Source organism: Rhodococcus sp. FH8, assembly GCF_019266085.1.
Lineage (GTDB): Bacteria > Actinomycetota > Actinomycetes > Mycobacteriales > Mycobacteriaceae > Rhodococcus_F > Rhodococcus_F qingshengii.
Genome location: NZ_LPNQ01000048.1, coordinates 1 through 17,232, shown reverse-complemented (window position 1 = coordinate 17,232; position 17,232 = coordinate 1). Strand labels below are relative to the sequence as shown.

The 17,232-nt window shown below is 61.0% G+C and carries 14 protein-coding genes; 9 read left to right on the top strand and 5 right to left on the bottom strand.

What is annotated here, in order from left to right; genetic code table 11:
* Window positions 1-496 precede the first annotated feature (496 nt).
* Genes ATN38_RS01095 through ATN38_RS01085 form a run of 3 tightly spaced genes read right to left on the bottom strand, consistent with a single transcriptional unit; the run spans window position 497 to window position 3,617 of the window.
* Complete coding sequence (locus tag ATN38_RS01095) at window positions 497-2,497, bottom strand: cutinase family protein (protein WP_209922987.1); 2,001 nt, start codon at window positions 2,495-2,497, stop codon at window positions 497-499.
* A gap of 23 nt (window positions 2,498-2,520) precedes the next feature.
* Window positions 2,521-2,778: a hypothetical protein gene (locus ATN38_RS01090; RefSeq protein ID WP_182262180.1), complete on the bottom strand. Its 258-nt coding sequence runs from the start codon at window positions 2,776-2,778 to the stop codon at window positions 2,521-2,523.
* Window positions 2,778-3,617, bottom strand: coding sequence for a hypothetical protein (locus ATN38_RS01085; RefSeq protein ID WP_011331716.1), 840 nt, complete (start codon window positions 3,615-3,617; stop codon window positions 2,778-2,780). The genes ATN38_RS01090 and ATN38_RS01085 overlap by 1 nt, the downstream gene beginning before the upstream one ends.
* A 340-nt stretch (window positions 3,618-3,957) precedes the next feature.
* On the opposite strand from ATN38_RS01085, the gene ATN38_RS01080 reads away from it, so the two are divergent.
* The 8 genes from ATN38_RS01080 to ATN38_RS01045 all read left to right on the top strand — a co-directional run bounded on the left by ATN38_RS01080 (window position 3,958) and on the right by ATN38_RS01045 (window position 13,779).
* Entirely contained in the window at window positions 3,958-4,212 is a 255-nt protein-coding gene (locus tag ATN38_RS01080) for a hypothetical protein (protein ID WP_011331715.1), read from the top strand.
* Entirely contained in the window at window positions 4,209-5,402 is a 1,194-nt protein-coding gene (locus ATN38_RS01075; RefSeq protein ID WP_218747421.1) for a conjugal transfer protein, read from the top strand. The genes ATN38_RS01080 and ATN38_RS01075 overlap by 4 nt, the downstream gene beginning before the upstream one ends.
* A 26-nt stretch (window positions 5,403-5,428) precedes the next feature.
* Window positions 5,429-5,749 carry a hypothetical protein gene (locus ATN38_RS01070; RefSeq protein ID WP_209922981.1) on the top strand — a complete coding sequence of 107 codons (321 nt, stop codon included), beginning with the start codon at window positions 5,429-5,431 and terminating at the stop codon, window positions 5,747-5,749.
* 138 nt (window positions 5,750-5,887) lie between these two features.
* The gene (locus ATN38_RS01065; RefSeq protein ID WP_003944259.1) at window positions 5,888-6,493 is read left to right on the top strand and encodes a hypothetical protein; all 606 of its coding nucleotides are present in this window, start codon (window positions 5,888-5,890) and stop codon (window positions 6,491-6,493) included.
* Between the two features lie 37 nt (window positions 6,494-6,530).
* The gene (locus ATN38_RS01060) at window positions 6,531-9,026 is read left to right on the top strand and encodes an ATP-binding protein (RefSeq protein WP_232509008.1); all 2,496 of its coding nucleotides are present in this window, start codon (window positions 6,531-6,533) and stop codon (window positions 9,024-9,026) included.
* Complete coding sequence (locus ATN38_RS01055; RefSeq protein ID WP_003944264.1) at window positions 9,023-11,371, top strand: hypothetical protein; 2,349 nt, start codon at window positions 9,023-9,025, stop codon at window positions 11,369-11,371. Before ATN38_RS01060 ends, ATN38_RS01055 begins: the two co-directional genes overlap by 4 nt.
* A complete protein-coding gene (locus ATN38_RS01050; protein ID WP_003944272.1) occupies window positions 11,371-13,086 on the top strand; it encodes a peptidoglycan DD-metalloendopeptidase family protein in 1,716 nt (571 codons plus the stop codon). The genes ATN38_RS01055 and ATN38_RS01050 overlap by 1 nt, the downstream gene beginning before the upstream one ends.
* Window positions 13,087-13,098: 12 nt before the next feature.
* Window positions 13,099-13,779: a hypothetical protein gene (locus ATN38_RS01045; RefSeq protein WP_003944203.1), complete on the top strand. Its 681-nt coding sequence runs from the start codon at window positions 13,099-13,101 to the stop codon at window positions 13,777-13,779.
* A 242-nt stretch (window positions 13,780-14,021) separates the two neighbouring features.
* On the opposite strand, the gene ATN38_RS01040 is transcribed toward ATN38_RS01045, so the two are convergent.
* Entirely contained in the window at window positions 14,022-14,348 is a 327-nt protein-coding gene (locus ATN38_RS01040) for a hypothetical protein (protein ID WP_037131420.1), read from the bottom strand.
* A gap of 189 nt (window positions 14,349-14,537) precedes the next feature.
* A complete protein-coding gene (locus ATN38_RS01035; RefSeq protein WP_003944208.1) occupies window positions 14,538-14,906 on the bottom strand; it encodes a hypothetical protein in 369 nt (122 codons plus the stop codon).
* A gap of 808 nt (window positions 14,907-15,714) precedes the next feature.
* On the opposite strand from ATN38_RS01035, the gene ATN38_RS01030 reads away from it, so the two are divergent.
* On the top strand, window positions 15,715-17,232 hold a 1,518-nt coding region (locus ATN38_RS01030; RefSeq protein ID WP_256931496.1), incomplete at its 3' end, for an FtsK/SpoIIIE domain-containing protein.

Below are 17,232 nucleotides of genomic sequence, written 5' to 3'. Positions count from 1 at the left end.
GTGAATATCGACATGTCACCCGCCGTTCTTCATGTCCGTCGACCGAAACGGAAACGGCCTCGGGAACTGCCGTTCCCGAGGCCGTTTCCACCTGTCCCTTGACAAATTTCTCTACATATCAGTTGTAGGACATCGAATTGCTCGGGTGCGAAGCGTTCATGGATGTACGTGTCACCCTTGGGGCCAGCCATCTCTTGCGCCAGTCCCGCAGCTATGCGAGTGAACCCCACTTGAAAGGCAGCTGAGGCAATCAGTGCTGAAGCGGCCTCATAGTCTGCGGGGAGTGACTTGAGGCGATCCGAAACAGTGTTTGAGATCGTCAACAGGCGAACGTCGTCACTCGGTCTGCTCATCCCTAATTCTCTCGCACGTGACGAGTGGATATGTAGAAAATGGGAAAGCGAAAAGGGCCCCACCTTTGGACGGTGAGACCCTTCCCTGGCCGTGCGGTTCATTGTTTGACTGCTGACCTTGTGCAGAGTTGAGGTCAGGGGAGTCAGGCGGTCACTTTCGCAATCGCGTCGCGGAAGTGGTTGGTCAGATCCTGGAGGGCGGTCGTTCCAGCGGAGTCGATGACCATTTCTCCGTAGCTCTGGTGAGCTCCGGAACCGATGAACGAAGCGAACTTCAGTCCTTCAGTCCCGATCTGTGCCAGTGCATCGGCGCCGTCAGAACCTGCCAGCGCGGTGAGATTCGAAGCGAGCCCACCAAGGTCCCCTGTCTGGGACTGCTGAGTTAGCTGCTGGCCGGTCGCCGACGATGCGGACGCTGCTCCGAGTTTGGCCGGATCAGTCTTCTGTCCACCCCCGAGCGTGCCTACCGCGATCTTCGCGAAGTCGAGGATGTGGGGGAGTGCACCCAGACCGGCTCCGATGACATCGCCGGTTTCGATCGCGTGCCAGAGCTGCTTCTGCAGTTCGCCGGCGGAGTTGGCCAAACCGATGATATCGAGGTTGCCGACGAGTCCGACGATCATCGACACGATCTGAGCGGTACCGGACGGGTCGGGGATCATCGCGATGAGTGATGCTGCGGTCTTGTAGTCCAGTCCTGCAGCGAGCTTGACGAGTGGTTCGAAGAGAACATTGATTCGGTCGAACTCGGCGTGCACCGCCTTGACCTTCGCCATGGGATCGAGCGCGGGATCGAGAACGATCTGCGGGATCCGAGTCGTGAAGATGTCGGCGACAGCTGGAATGTTGTTGGCCAATGCGAAGGCATTCGTCCCGATGTGGGTGACCTGATCGATCAGGACACTCGGCTTGATGATCGAGAGCGCGTTCGCGGCAACGGAGAGCCCATCCGCCGGGGTGGACGTCAAAGGTGAAACCTGATTGGCGAGAGCATCGACGGAAGCCTGCAACTGCGGCACCTGCGCCGCGCCTGTGGCTCCCTGGACTGCCTTCGTTATCGAATCGGCGGCCTTCAATGCGCCGGCCACATCGATACCCTTGACCGTCTCGACGATCTTGCCGGCCGTGAACTCGGGCGTCGATGCGTCCGCTGACTTGAGTGATTGTTCGACGGCGGGATTCTGAGTCACCCACTTGGTCGTATCCGCTACAGGGACCAGAGTGTTTGCAATGTCGGATGCCGCTGCGCTCACGCTGGCGAGGTCGGGAGAACCAGACTGGAGCTGCTTCTGCAGAGTGTCGACGTTGCCGGCAAGGCCCGGGAGATCAACCTTCGAGTAGTCCGAAACCAGGGCGTTCTGCAGGGTCGCTGTGTTGGGCTGAGAGCCATCACTCTGCTGTGGACCGGATGCAGTAGGGGGCTGTGAAAGTACTCGGCCGAGACCGGCAAGTAACCCGTCCTTGTTGCTGTTCGTCGAGCAGTAGAGGTCGTCAGGTGCGCAGTACGACCGCGTTACCGAGGCTGTCTTTCCGAATCCGCCTGGCCGCGCCCCCGCAATACCGACTCCGTCGACAGCTGGACCGACGAGAGTGTTGTCCTCGCTCGGACTCTGTCGGGGATCGGCAACCAAGCCGACCGCGATCAGCTTCTCCGCGGGAATCGGACCCTTGTCGTGCCCGATCAGCCACGTCAGATCGCCCGCGACATCCGCCCCTTGGCTGTAACCACCGAGAGCGAAAACAGTACTAGGGCACTCCGTTGCCCGGGTCTGCATGACTTTCGCGGCAGCCTCTATTCCGGTGGCCTTACTCGTTCCGTAAGTCTTGCCCTTGTTGAACGCGGATGCTTCGTAGGCAGGGTAAGTGACTTTGATGGAGCTTCCGAACTGCTGAACAAGCGGATCAGTCACTTGCTTGAGAAGGCCCGTCGCCACCGAAGAATCTGCTCCCGAATCTGTCTCGAACGTCCCCGTCATCATGACCACCTCCGCAGTGGGGCAGCCTGCAGAAGCCGGTGCGGCATGAGCGGTCCCCGGCGTTGAGATCGTGAGCAGAGTTGACGCCACGGCTGCTGTAAGAAGGGCCGCCGAACCTACCGAACGGGCGCGTCGGTAGTCGGTAGATGGGGAAGCGATGGTCGTCATGACAGATCTCTTTTCGTCATCGATTACAGCGAGGGCAAAGTGGAAAGACCGCTGCCCGAATGTGCGGTCACGGTGTTCGGCAGAAGGTCGACGACCGTGAAGACGGCGCGGTGAGCGAGCGACATCAGCTGTCCCAAAAGTTCGGGATGACTCACGGAAGGGATACGTAGCGCTGCGTCGAAACTTCCAGCAGTCTCGAAAAGAAGGGACGATTCCTTCATCACGAAGCCAGCGATCAGGAAGCACACCAGCAACGAAACTGCGTCGAGAGTTCGAGTCATCACAAAGCCTGTTCGATCGGCCGGGCGCTGCGCGATGCACGGGCGAAGCGCGCATGATCCGACGTCTGATTCGAAGTTCCTACGCTGTTCCGAATCTTCGACACAGCGCGATAGAGCCGCTGACGAAGTGCGGCCGAGGTCATGCCGATCTCAGCCGCGATCGATGTCAGATCGGTGTCGGTCTGGTCGAGATATGCGCGCTGAATCAAAGCTCGGTCGGTGCCGGTGATGACTCCGTTCCGTACAGCCCAAGCGAGCAAGTCCTGGGCTAGAAATGGGTTCTCGGTTTCCGCCTCAGGAGCATCGGAACGATCCATCAGATCCGACGCGGGGATCTCACCGGCAAAGGTGTTCTCGTGTGCGATCTTCTTCAAAGTCCGCAAAAAGAGAGCTGCATAAATGTTCTCTCCGGACGGGCGATACTCGGCTATCAATGACATGAAAGTGGCGATTGTGGTGGCCGCACGCTCGTCGTAAGCGTGGTAGGAATCGAAGCCGGCCACCCGCGCGTGACGGGTCAACGAGATCAACTTCCCGAGCATCAGCTGCAACAGCGCTCGCCCCGCGAGAACGCTGCCCTCCTGGTGGAGGGTCAACAGTGCCAGCAGTACGGCGTCGCGATCGAGACGATGGGCGCCGGCCAAGTCGTTGAGTTCCTGAACCTGATTCAAGGCCGGCTGATTGACCGACCATGTGAGCACCTCTGCCGCTGCTGAGGGTCGTGCGCACAGCTGCATCCATTCGGTGTTCAGACGGCTGTAAAGGTCGCCTCGAGCCGCGCCATGGGACGGCAAGGCGGACGACGAATGGCTGGGGGCGGTTGCTGCGTGGGTGGACATTTCCACGGGTCTCCTCTGTGCGCGTGCGAGGTTGGTCTCGCGCCCAGTAGAGCAGCCCTATATTGCCTCTGACCTGCATGTTTGTTGTTGCCAGGGGAGTGTTTGTTGTTGCCGGAGATGTTGTTGCCGCGAGCTTTGCCGTGAGTAGATGCGCGTGCATCGAAGGCATCGACGTGCACGTTTGAACCTCTGGCAACAAGCAACTGACCGCGCTCGGAAAAAACTTTGAAAAAAGTTTGGCGAGCTCTGTCACTCAGGTCTTCGCGCCCGGATCTTCCTACAAGTAGAAGCCCACAAAATCGGTGCGGCTTTCACACTCGCCAGTCGCCAGGAGGACCGGATGCACGACTCGATGCAAGCGCTACTGCACGATCTCGGCTACGCCCATGCCATTGCTGAGGAGATCCGTCGAGTCGCTGCGGCTCTCACACGAAACCCATTCGACGAAGATGCCAGCGCCGCGCTCTCGTTGTTGGTATTCGCAGAGGCGCCGGCCGCTCGTGCAGCGCTTGCGCGGGCAATGAGCGCCGACATCTCGGATGGCGAATCAGAACTCGACTCGTCAGAGCAGCCGTCCGAGGCAGGTATCCGATGAACATTGATTGGAAGAAGATCAACAATTTCGGGCGCACTCCGAAACGGAAGCAGGATGGTTCCGCAACCGCCGATTCCACCGAGACGATCGTCGATGAAGTAGAGGAGCGTGTCCGCGCAGAGCGAGTCCAGTGGGGCCTTCGTCAGCAGTGGACTACACGTGCAATTCGCGGTGCGATCATCGCCGCTCTCGTCGCAGGAATTGTCTCACTGCTGCTCGTCGTATTCGGCTCGTCGTCAACTCCGGCAGTCGTCAAAGCAACTGACAACGAAGCGCAAAGCATTGACACCGCAGCACAAGCCCAAGCCGAAGATGTAGCCCGTCAACTGGTCGTGACGTGGCTTCAAGGCAGCCGAGGAAGCGAGCGTGAGATCGAACGGTTCGTTGCCACGCCACCGAATCTTCCGGCATCTGCGCTCTACGTTGCGACGGACCCCGCCATCGCATCAATTGCCTTCGATCGCGACGCACGAACCTACGCCGTGACGGTATCGGTCTCGGTACGCCCCGCCAACGATGCCTCCGCAACAATCGTTCGGCGCTACTTCCAAGTTCCTGTTGTTGTGACCGAATCCGGTGCGCGCGCCGCCACACTTCCTTCCGAAGTTGCGCAGCCGTCGACAGCTGTAGACCTTCAACTCGGATATAAGTTCCGAGTCGCGAATCACCCGATCGGAACCTCGGCCAACCAGTTCCTCGCCGCACTTCTGACAGGCAACGGCGAGGTTGCTCGCTACCTGACGCCGGGGGTCTCCATCGCACCGATCGTCCCGGCGCCATACCGCAGCATCGCACTCACCGATGTGCTCTCCTCGGTCGATCTCAGTGCGTCGAACTCGGCTGCACCGCGTTCAGATGGCGACGTCGTGCGCTTGTTGATCACTGCATCTTTGAAGATCACCGACGCCGAATCTGTCAACGGTCAGTACGCGCTGACGATGACTTCCCGCGGCGGTCGCTGGGAAGTCAGCGCCATCGACTCAACGCCGCTCTTTGCCGCTACTGCTCCTCGCAGCGGAGTCAATTCGTCGACCACGAGCGCCCCGGCCCCGTCGACTCCGAAGAGCGCTCCGTCGACTTCCGCATCGACATCCGTAGCGCCGGCTCAGGCTCCCGCGCCAAGCCAAACACCCGGATCGTCGCTTCCAGCTGTCGGCGAAGTCCCACTGTTTTCCCCTTCAGGAAATTGACTCCTCGAACCGAAAGGTGACCCATCATGTTCATCGCACTCGCCGCCGCTGACCCCAACACCGCGATCGTCGCCGCCGGTGTCTTCGACAAGATCGGAGAGCTGACCAACAACGGAAAGGTCGCCCTCCAATCTGCAGCCAGCTGCCTGGTCCTGTACTTCCTTCTCCGGAACTTGATGCAGTCCTTCACGATCGCCCGGCTGGTCGTCTCCGCCCTCATCGGTGCTGCAGCGCTCTGGGTTGTCTTCAACATGGACTCCCTCAAGGACCGAACCGGAGAGGACCTGGCCATCTCTGTCGTGCAGGTCGTAGAAGCGCCGGACCCGAGTCTGGATCTGCCGGTGTAAACGGCGACCGGAGACCAGTCGAATCGCCCTTCACCGACCCTGACAAGGAGGACTGCAGATGTCCGTGGTAACCACCGCGGCAACGGACGCGACCACACGAGCACACCGACAGAACTCCTCACGCGAGTCGGTGCACGCATGAACGACGACAACAACGTCGAAGTCATCAAGGACTTCACAACAGCTCGAAGTATTCCTCAGCTGATCGGCCGCACACCCGACGGTAAGAAGCTTCCTTTCGGCCCCTACACAGTCCCTCAAGCCGTCAGTGGCGCCGCTGTCGGAGCAATCCTGTGGCTCCTGCATCCGTTGTGGCTCGGCGACAGCATCACGTGGAACGTCGGATTTTTCGTTGCATGCTGTGGCGGCACGGTGTTCGTCGTCGGCAAGCTCCGATTGGCCGGCCGCAGCCCGGCATCTGTCGCTCAAGGGGTCAAAAAGGCCGTCTTCGCATCGCCTGAGGCCAAGCTGAAGATCAACGGCAAACGCGTGAATATCCGAGCACCGCACCTTGTTCACGCCGGCGGCTACATCACTGCCGATCCGCGCATCGAGGACCAACTCGTCGCTGCTGTGGAACCCGAATCCCCTTCTGAATCTGTGCCGGTCGCACACAACGCTGTCGGCACTCGGTCGCGACCACAGGAACTGCCCGCCCTCTCACCAAACGATCCCGCCCCGCGCCCCGGCCGTTCGAGCGTCAAGGAACTCCTTGCGCTGGCCAACGCCGGAAACTCCGAGTAGAAAGCGATTCGCCGCAATGGAACAGCCAACTCTGTCGATGGCAGCAAATATCCGGTGGACGAAATCCGGTGTCGTGTGGGCCGACTACGTACTGAGCGGGATGGACTACGGCTACCGACCCAACGTCGACAAGCGCACCGCCCGGACTCTGCACACGATGCTGGTGCGCGCGCTGCCCGGCGAGTCGATGTTGATGGGCATCGCGTCGTCGCTGAGTGCGGAAGCGGTCGTGGCGAGGATGACCGAGGGCGTTGATCTCGATGTCCACACAGACTGGGCGATCGAATGCGAGGCGACCCTCGACTCCATCGAGCTCTATCGCCCCGGCCAACGAGTGTTCTATCTGAGCATCCCTTTGACAACGACAGGACTCGCCGGACAAGCAAAAGCCGCCACGCACGCGGCATGGTCGTCGCTGTCGGACTTCATCGGACTCCCTCGAACTTCCGTCCCCGAAGACGAGGTACGGGCGCGAATTCGTCAGGCGGATCTCATCATCGCCGACATCCCCGCAGTCTTCGGGGCTCGGCCGGCAACGCCAGCGCAGATGGTTTGGCTCTGGCAGCACTCCATGAGCCGCGGCCTCCATGTCGATCGAGACATGCCTGGCGCCGCGTCCACGCCTTCCCCGAAATCGGGAGCGGCTCTTGCCCCAGCACGACTCGACGAAGGCGCGCAATCAGATCGTGATGAGCCCACGACTTGGTGGCGTCCGAAGGTCCCCACATTCAGTCGAGTTCTCAAGATCGATCAGCCCTACGACATCGATGATCGACCCGCGTCGTACCAAGTAATTCTCGCGCTAGCGGACATGCCCTCCGGTGGTGTCCTCTTTCCCGGCTCGGAATTCTTTTCCCTGGCCGACGACTTCGGAGACATCGACGTCGATTTCGTTGCTCGACTCAAGGTGACAGCAGGCGCTGACGTGATGCGCGCGAACAAGCGTGCGCTGGAAAACCTCAAAGAACAGTACGAGCAGCGGGAAGGCGAGCTGGCAGGTGGACAGGGCGCCCTTGATATCGCAGCCTCTGCACTGACCGAGTACAGCTCGCTTCTCGAAACCAACCGTGACGAGGTCGAAGTCGCCTGGACAGCGCTTTTCGCCGTAGGCGCGTCGACCGAAGAGCAGGCCCTCGCTGATGCCCAAACAGTGAAGAAGTCCTTTGAACATCAGGACTACAAGCTGGTCGCGCCGCTCGGTTTTCAAGAGGACCTGTGGTGGGCAATGATTCCCGGCGTTCCGACGTCGAAGATCGTGCGCGAATTCGGGCACATCACCACCTCGACACATTTCGCGGCCTACATGCCGTTCACTCGCAACGATCTGGGCGACAGTTCCGGACCCCTGCTGGCACTCAACATCACGGCAGCCCGGATCGGTGCGGTTTTCAACGACATACTCGGTAAGTCCCTCCGGGACCAGTCCTCTTCGTGGGCTGTCACCGGGGAGCTCGGATCCGGAAAGTCCGTCACCATGAAGGTGATCGCCGGTCACGTCGTCGACTGCGGCGGCCAGGTCATCGGCATCGATCAAAGTGACCTCGGCGAATACGCCAACTGGGCTCGGGCGGTCACTGATGCGGTCATCGTCGATCTGGTCGAACCCGATTACAGCACCGACCCACTGCGGATCTTCCCGCCCAACATCGCGGCGGAGATGACGCAATCGGTGATGCTGGCCTTGCTGCGAATCCAGCCGACATCAACACACGGCAAGGCGCTGGCCAAGGTGCTCGAACCGTCCTATCGCACCAGTCACCCCTACGCAGGGCTGGGCGAGCTCACCGAGCACCTCCTCTCCGACGACTGCCTGATCGCCGGCGCCCACGACCTCGGCGAAGAGATGAACGTCTACGCCCGATTGAGCTATGCCGCAGCGCTCTTCGCGAAGGATCTGCCGGCGTTGCCGATCACCGCACCCGCGATCATCTTCCGAACCCACCGCGTCGAGCTCCCCACCCAGCTGCAGACAGAGAAGCAGCACCTGTACGACAATCTGCCGCTCGAGAAACGATTCGGTCACGCCGTCTACACACTCATCGCGAAGATCGCCCGCGGGCAGTGCTTCGCCGACTCCGATCAGATGGCGCTATTCCTCGTCGACGAAGCCCATCACCTTCTCAATGCCGACGACGGTATCGACATCATCGAAGATTTCGTTCTTCAAGGCCGAAAGTCCTCTGCAGCAGTGGGATTAGGTGATCAGGACTGCGCCTTCGGAACACCGAAACTTCGTGGCCTCATCAAAACCCGATTTGTTCATCGCCACACTGACGAAGGCCTCGCCAAGCGCGCGATCGAGTGGCTGGGCCTGGACCCAGAGAACCGAGACCTGGTCAAAGAGCTCACGGAGCAGACAGCGCCGGTCACAGGCCAGGACGGCTACGTCGAGCCGCATCGCCGAGGCGAGGGCTACATGCGCGACGGCGGGGGAAACGTCGGCCGCATCAAGACACTTCTCCCCGCCACCGAATCGCGCCGTGAAGCCGCACTGACCACCCCGAAAGACAACAAGAAGCTGGTGAAGGCATGACCTCGACCGCGGCGCACCCCCTCGACCAGGACGTTGTCGAGGGCCGTCCCGAAGCCCGCGAGTACTTCAGCGTCCGCGCCGCGGTCACACACTCACTGCGCTGGCTCCTGCACTTCGCCGGCAGGCTCGCCAAAGCCTGGATTCCCGAATCCTGGTTGGTCGTCATCATGTACGCGAGCAAACCGATCTCTCGCTGGCTGTGGTCACGCTGGTGGAGCCGCCTGCTCATTCGGGCGGCCGCCGGATGGCACGCCCTTGGTGCGCTATTGCTGATTTTCGCAACGCCCGCGGCCGCAGACCCCAGCGGAGGAGGAGGTGCATCACCGTTCTTCGCGTGGATGGCACTCAAGGACACGCACGGAATCGACGCCTGGAGCTACTTCCTCTCGATCGACAAGGGCAACGCCTCGATGGGCGGCGGCTGGAGAATGATCTGGGCCTACATCATCACCCTCGAATACGAGATCTTCCGATTCCTGATGGCGACCGCGATCTGGTTCATCACCTACGCGTTGTCCTTCGACTGGATCGAAATGATTCTCACGCCGATCCGCACCATCGCAGACTCCGTCACTTCGATCACCGACCAATTCGCGCTCACCCCACTGATGTTGACGATCGCCGGATTCAGCGTGGCCGTGTGGTTCGTACGCGGCCGCTTCTCCACCGGCATCTACGAACTGCTCATGTCGTGCGTCATCGCGGCCGCGGCCGTCGGATTCCTCGCCAACCCGCTCGACCGTGTCGTCGGGAACGACGGCCTCGTTTTCGCTGCACGCGATGCCGGACTCGAAGTCGCGTCGGGACTGGCCAACGGTGGGAACACCAGCGGCAACGCCGATCAACAGATCGACACCATCAAATCGACCCTCGTAGATACCTTCCTGCGTCAACCCACCCAACTGATCAACTTCGGTGTCGTCCTCGATGCGCCGGACAACAACGGCAAGTGCGTCAAAGAATTCGACGAGGCGTACGCCGCAACCCCGGACGGGCCCGGGGTCATGGACAAGGTGCAAGAGAAGGTCGGTGACATTCTTCCCGGCGCGGGGGCAGCCCTGGACCTGATCAACCCGGACGACAAGCCCGAAGACCGCATCAAAGACGCGATCGCGGCATGCGACGGCGATGACGGTCCGATGAAGCAATACGCCGACAACCCTGGCCCGGGTCAAGCTATGGGCCTGCTCTTCTTGATCTTCGCCGGCACCCTGCTGATGGCCTTCGCGATCTACCTGGCGGGCAGGCTGGTACTCGCGGCCGGGGTGTCGATCGGCAACGCCATCAAATCCATCCCTGGCATCGTCGTCGCCATCGCGCCGTCGATGCGTGGACAGTTTTGGCGCACAATCGCCAACGTCGCGATGGCGCTGCTGCAGATGATGTTTTCCATCGTCTTCCTGGTCGGATACGTGCTCGTCGTCCAAGACCTTTTCGCTTCAGACGAATCGAACCTCATCCGCACCGTCTTCTTCGTCGACATCTTCCTGATCATCGCGCTCCTCCTCTTCCGCCGCGCGATCAAAGGACTGCAACGGATGTCGGACAGCCTGGCGTCGATTTTGGCGAAGCGCCCCGATGCCGCACCCACATCCATCACCAGATCTACCCCGACGTCGGGCCGCGATATCGCGTTGATGGCTGCACAGGGCCGACAGATCTACCGTGGCGGCAAGGCCACGGTCCAGGGTGCAGGCAAGATCGCGAAGAAGGCGACTACTTCAACCAAAGCCGTTGGCTCAGTAGCTGGCACAGCGACATCGACTGCGGTAACGGGAGGCGTCGCTGCCGCAGTCTGGGCGGGCACGAAAGCAGTCTCTGGAGCGAAGAAGGCCAAGAAGTCGATCGACAATCTCTCCGACCCGGCCACGATGGCCCGTTCACAGTCCTCGGGCTCACGGTCCTCTACGAGCTCACCGAGCCGTGGAACCGGTACGGATAGCGCGGCGGCCGCGGTACGCAGTCGACTTTCGAAGGCGGCTGTTGCAGACAAACCGGGCATCAAGAAGGCGATCGCCACAGCACCGTCGGGGCTTGCTCCGGAGCGCGGACAAGTTCGCAGTTCAGCATCGAAGACCGTTGCACCAGACGGTCGGGCTTTCCGCGAATTCACCACCGATTCCGGCGCACCGCTGTTGTTGCCTACTACTCCTACCCGCGCTCCGAAGGCACCGAAGCCAACCGCCGCGCCTGCACGTCCGCCAGCTGCTCCAGTTGTTCCCGCCGTCAACATTCCCACCGGTTCCGGCTCGAGAACCGCAGGACTGATTGCGGCGGCAGCTCAAGCAGGAGCAGGTAACGCGAGGACCCCGCAGCCGAGCTCGCTGACCCGGCGGCCGCGCTGATGACGCTCCTGGCGGCACCACCGTCCCCTGATTCGGAAAGTTCGTCGAAGAAGTGGTGGTGGATCCTCATCTCCGTGCCGATCGTGTGCATGGTCGTGTTGATGGCGCCGGTTCTCGTCATCTTGTCCCTCACCGGTGAGGACACCACCTGCGGACAGCCGACCGGTACCGACATTCGTGCAGACGGATCCTTGGTAGGTCTGAAACCTGGATCGCTGGCAGTTCCGATGGCCGAAGGTACGTACACGATCAGCTCGCCGTTCGGCATGCGAGAAGGCGGAATGCATGACGGACAGGATTACGCCGCCCCATTGGATACCCCCTTCTACGCCGCAGGCGACGGCGAAGTCGTCGTCGCCGGACCGGCCTCGGGCTACGGACACTGGATCCGCATCCGGCACACCATCGATGGGCAGACCGTCGAATCTCTCTACGGACACATGACCGCAGCAGGAGTGCTCGTCAAAGCCGGCGACAAGGTCACCGCAGGCCAACTCATCGGCAAAGTCGGCAGCGAAGGACAGTCCAGCGGCCCGCACCTGCACTTCGGTATCTACCCAGGACAATGGTCGATGGGCGGTGGAGTGGACCCGGTTCCCTGGCTCAAGCAACGAGGAACCGCCTCCCCGGCAGCAGCCTCCGTCCCCGCTCAGCCCGACGCAGAGTTGGTGGCGAAATCCACCCCCGCCGGCACGGGCGGTCTCAACGCCAGCCAAACAGCGCTGGCGAAACAGGCTGTCGCCATAGGTGAGTCCATGGCCGTTCCTGATCAAGGAATCGTGGTTGCCCTGGCCACCATGAGCCAGGAATCGACCTATCGAATGCTCGCCAGCTCCAACGTGCCCGAGTCGCTGCAATATCCCCACGACGGCGTCGGAAGCGATCACCTCTCGGTCAATCAATACCAACAGCAAGTCGGCATCTGGGGCACCGCGGAAGAGTTGATGAACCCCGTCACGGCGAACGTCAAATTCTTTGACGCGTTGCTCAAAGTTTCGGGCTGGCAAACCATGCCAGTCACCGTCGCCGCCCAAACCGTGCAGGGATCGGCCCACCCTGAGGCATACGCCGACGACGAAACGCTCGCTCGGCAACTAGCTTCGCAGTTCAAAGGTTCAGGCAAAGACCTGACGCCGCAGGAGCTGGCAGACATCGTCAAGGGTGGCGGCGCAACAACGATCATCGATGGCGGCGCCTGCGCGCCTGGAACCTCGAACCCCGGTGGACCCCAGTTCAAGCCCGGGGGGCCATTCGCAGAGAACGTGATCGCTGCGGCCTCCCAATGGATCGGAACAACGTACGCGTGGGGAGGCGGAGATCAGAACGGCCCAACGAAAGGCATCAGTGATGGCGGCGGGGCAGGAGATGCGAACGGCGATTCGAACAAGGTCGGCTTCGACTGCTCAGGCTTGACGTTGTACGCGGTTTACCAAGCATCCGGTGGCCAAATTTTGCTCCCTCACTTCACCGGAAGTCACTCCAATCCCGGCCAGCTGTACGACTCCCGAGGCCAAGACATTCCGTTCGACCAGAAGCGTCCAGGTGACCTGATCTACTTCGGCGCAGGCGGCGACACCCATCACGTCGGCATTTTCTATGGCACCGAAAACGGACAGGACATGTTGCTCAACGCCCCGGAATCGGGGAAAAGCGTCTCGATCATGCCGCTCTCCGGCTGGGCCGGCGAAGAGATGTACGTCAAACGATTCGGATAGGAAACCTTCACCATGATTACTCGCAAACGCTCGCTCGCTCTTGCTGCTCTCACATCTGCCGCATTGGTACTGACAGCGTGCGGAGGAAGCGACGAACCCGAAGATCATGCGGTGGAAACGAGCGCCGAAGCCGACAGCTCGTGGACGGTACCCCCACTCCCCTCGACAGACGTCCTCGCTGAAAGTAGCCAATCCGGCTCGGCGCCGACGACAGTTCCGTCGCCGCCGACCGCCCCTCCAGCCCTGACCACCACTCCGCCTCCAGCGCTCCCCGACACACTGGCCGGAGCCAACGAGAACGACGCGCAGTCGGTCATGCTCGCCGCCGCTCGCACCATGCTCTCCTACGCGCCAGGCAAGGACGTAAACCAATCCGCGGCAGCTCAACGGGCGGCGCCACTCCTCGACGAGAGGTACTACGCCGCGAACGCCGACTCATTCATTGCGCTCGCACCCATCACCGGCAAGCAATGGCAGAACTGGGCAGACGACCATGCGATCGTCATTGCCACAGCGAGTATCGCCGGCGACGAACACCCTGCTGATCAACCCGAAAAAGTTTCCCGCGTTCTAGCAGTGACGCAGACTGCCACCGGACCGGATGGAAAAGAACTGAGCAAAAACACCTTCGCCGTCTACATGAGTGCCATCAAACTCGATGTCTGGCGTGTGAGCGCCGTAGCCGTCCGATGAGCCAGGAGTGGTCGACTCATCTGCCACAGCACAAGCCTGCGCCGTGGCAGATGAGTGGCCACACGAGAAATTCGGCCCGATTCGGAGTCGAAACACCTCAACGACGCTCGTCCGGTGTTATTGCCACAGTCCCGGCGAGGTGCGCTCACGACAATCGCGGACCCAACATCCCCTTTGCAGGAACCTGGCGTTGAGCAGCAAGAACGACCGCTTGGCAACAACGCGCATCGATCGAATTCGGATCACTGACACCTCTTCATGAATCGCCAATCCTTGGTTGGCCTCCAAAAAGGTCGACGCGCTGGACCGAGAAGGTTGGCGGCTTCATTCACTGCGTCGCTCGTGTGATCGGACTCGGTCAGCAGAGCCGTCGATGTCGGACCGTTGCGCCCTCGTCCACTGGAGACCGCAGCGACTTCGGAAACTGTGGGAACTGCCCGCACTCCGCCCGGCTTCATGACAACGACGACGTTGACGACCTCGTGAATGAACTTTTCGATGTCCTCGATTCCGTCGGCACGCACACGAGTGGTCTCTGTGACTGGTAGTGCCGCGAAGTTCGCGGCCATCCGCGATAAGGCCTCGTCGGCAGTCTGCCCCTGAATCGTCGCCAGCGCCCCGCACACATTTTCGGAGACGAACCGAGTAAAGAAATGTCCATCACCAGGCTCGATGATCTCGTCCACGACCAGGTACTCGAGTTGTTGCCGACTCAGCGAGAACTCCCAATCCAGTGATTGAGCGAGCCCTGAGGGAGCTTAGGCAACGACAGCATTGCCTAAGCGGGGAACGAGTTCGTCGAGTCCTTTCCAGCCTCCGCGAGCCACGATGCCGACTCGTGCATCCTCACGGATACCTCTGGCCAAGGCGTTCAACAGGGCATTGCGCCCGCTGCCGATCGGTCCGGCGATGACGACAACTCGGCCCACGGCAACGCAATGCTCTAGAAATGCTGCGGTGCCGTCGCCGAGTACTCCGTCGTCGATCATTCGAGACAGGGTCCACGAGGACAGACTTGGGACTGAGACTTCGATCTGCTTCACTGCAGCGAGCGCCGATGCATAAGTCCCGCCGTGCAGTAGCTGGTGTTCTCGGGCAGCTTTCTTACGAGCCGAATTCGAGACCATGAGTGTGCTCCGATCACTGGGCGCGTTGACGGGTGCCCCGCATGTACCCATCAAGGGGTCAGTGTCGAAAAGCATCCGCGGATCCGGAGGACCTTCCCCAACTTTGTGCCGAAACGACGATGCGGGCGCCTGCTCGAACATGGGTGGGAGTCACGCGAAACGACTCGACACCGAACATATCGCAGACGCCGGACAGGGACAGGCTCGCGACGTTGATTCCCTCATGGGAGGGGCGTGGGTGGCGATCGGGAGAAGACACTTTTGCGGTTGTCTGCCTGGGTGCGACGAGGAGACAAGGGCCGGTTCGGGCCCTCGTTTCCAAGGCCGTAACCAGCTGAACAGCGCGAATTTGATCTAGTTGCCGGGGAGGGAATTTATCCCCTACGCGGAGGGTCGCTCCGATCCATGCTCACTTCGTTGCGCTGTTCGGAGCGTAACCCACGTGTCAAGGGGTGACGGTGTTATTTCGCGATTGGAGTGAGCGCCAGTTGTTGTGCGGGCTCCGCGAAGGGAAGTTGCAGTGGGAGGGCGATGGGATGGCTCCCATGAACCTGTCACTCAGTAATGCATCGGATACAAGGCACTGCCGGATGCGTCGGTAGAAGGTCTGGCATGAGTGAAAGTCCAGAGACATTTTTCTCTGAAGATTTTTCGCCGCGATGTCACTCAGGTCCGGTCGGCGGGATCTTCCTATGAGTAGAAGGACCATCCGAGGCAGCTGCGCGAGCGCGCGGTTGACCGACCACAGGAGGAGCGCCATGCAGATGCAGACCGGAATCGATCGCCGCCAGGTGATCGGGGGTCGGCGATGACGAGTCCCGCGCAGGAAAAGGCCCCCGCCCGATTCGCTCGTTCCCCACGCATTAGTTCGCTGCCGGCACGGTCGCATAACTGGGTTCGCGACAGCTTCTGCCTCGGAAGCGCAGCAGTGGGTGTCGGCGCCGCAGCCCCGCTGTTCGGGTATGCCGCCTTGTCCATTCCGGCGGCCGCAGGTCTGTCGATAGGCGCGGTCTACACCGGAGTTGTGGGGAAGAGAAAACAACTCCGAGATGTCGACGTCGACGAAGTTGTCGAACGGCTCTGCCCTGTCATGGGACTCCCTGAAGCGACGCGGGCGGTGTTGTCGGTATCGAAGTGGAGCGGAGGGACACCGGGCGTGCCGGGAAAACTCACTGTCTATTACCAGTCGGCGCAACCGCTCAACGACGACACATGGGTCGACGACATCTGCGAGGTTTTCGAAGACCAAGGGTGGGGATTCTTCGCCCTCGCAGAACACGACCGCAACCGTCGGCGATTGATCTTCACACCCGCGGCGGAACCGGAACGAGAGCCCTCCGACAGTGAAGCGGTGGCGCGTGCAAAACGCTACGTCGGGCAACTGCTGGGACCGACCGCAACGGTCACCGCGATCGATGTCGATGCCAAGACAGGTGAAGTCACCTCCATGAAGGTGCGGCACGAAATCGGATCGAAGCTCGTCTCGGACGGCTATCGAACTCGTGTCGAACGCGCGATCAATGCGATGTTCCCCGGACGCTGGCGAGCAAAGTGGAACCATCACACGGACGAGGTCACGTTCGAGCAACGCACCGCGTTCCCCGACAGCATTTGGTTGCCCGCCCCGGACATCGACCCGGAAGTCGATTTGTTGGCCAACTACGACTCCGTCGAGATCCCATACGGTGTCGACGAAGATGGCAACGAAGTGGTGTGGCGCCCCGCGATCGATCCGAATCTGATGCTGGTCGGACCTCCCGGTAGCGGCAAGACAGTGACGGCACACAACCTGTTGGTCAACTTCTCGCGCCGCGGATGGCCGATCTGGGTGCTCGATGGAAAATACGTCGAATTCCTCGGCTTCCAGGACTGGCCCAATGTTCAAGTGGTCGCCACGTCCATCGAACAGCAAGTTGCGATGGTGCACCGGGCACGCGACTTGATGGAGTTCCGCTACGACAAGATCAAAATGGGCGAGGCAACGGAAACGGACTTCGAACCGGTCCTGGTGTTCCTCGACGAGTGGGCGGAATTCCGCGGCAATGTCGAAGATTGGTACTTCTCGGTCAAACCAAAAGGCGGACCGAGGGAACCACCGGTACTCAACATGCTGGCATCGATGGCGCGCAAGGCTCGTACGTCGCGAGTGCATCTGGTCTTCGGCACACAGCGCCCCGATGCGATCTATTTCAAGGGCGATATGCGTGACAACTTCGCGATGCGCATCTCCATGGGGCGGCTCTCACCTCAAGCTGCCGTCATGATGTGGCAGTCGCCGTCGATCGGCACGAGCGTTCCGCGCAAGTGCCGAGGACGCGGTACCACT

Bases quoted from the DNA above. Each gene is read 5' to 3' on its own strand.
- ATN38_RS01075 (WP_218747421.1), top strand. From the start codon at position 4,209: ATGAACATTGATTGGAAGAAGATCAACAATTTCGGGCGCACTCCGAAA.
- ATN38_RS01045 (WP_003944203.1), top strand. From the start codon at position 13,099: ATGATTACTCGCAAACGCTCGCTCGCTCTTGCTGCTCTCACATCTGCC.
- ATN38_RS01070 (WP_209922981.1), top strand. From the start codon at position 5,429: ATGTTCATCGCACTCGCCGCCGCTGACCCCAACACCGCGATCGTCGCC.
- ATN38_RS01050 (WP_003944272.1), top strand. From the start codon at position 11,371: ATGACGCTCCTGGCGGCACCACCGTCCCCTGATTCGGAAAGTTCGTCG.
- ATN38_RS01085 (WP_011331716.1), bottom strand. From the start codon at position 3,617: ATGTCCACCCACGCAGCAACCGCCCCCAGCCATTCGTCGTCCGCCTTG.
- ATN38_RS01055 (WP_003944264.1), top strand. From the start codon at position 9,023: ATGACCTCGACCGCGGCGCACCCCCTCGACCAGGACGTTGTCGAGGGC.
- ATN38_RS01090 (WP_182262180.1), bottom strand. From the start codon at position 2,778: ATGACTCGAACTCTCGACGCAGTTTCGTTGCTGGTGTGCTTCCTGATC.
- ATN38_RS01040 (WP_037131420.1), bottom strand. From the start codon at position 14,348: ATGGCCGCGAACTTCGCGGCACTACCAGTCACAGAGACCACTCGTGTG.
- ATN38_RS01060 (WP_232509008.1), top strand. From the start codon at position 6,531: ATGGCAGCAAATATCCGGTGGACGAAATCCGGTGTCGTGTGGGCCGAC.
- ATN38_RS01080 (WP_011331715.1), top strand. From the start codon at position 3,958: ATGCACGACTCGATGCAAGCGCTACTGCACGATCTCGGCTACGCCCAT.
- ATN38_RS01065 (WP_003944259.1), top strand. From the start codon at position 5,888: ATGAACGACGACAACAACGTCGAAGTCATCAAGGACTTCACAACAGCT.
- ATN38_RS01095 (WP_209922987.1), bottom strand. From the start codon at position 2,497: ATGACGACCATCGCTTCCCCATCTACCGACTACCGACGCGCCCGTTCG.
- ATN38_RS01035 (WP_003944208.1), bottom strand. From the start codon at position 14,906: ATGGTCTCGAATTCGGCTCGTAAGAAAGCTGCCCGAGAACACCAGCTA.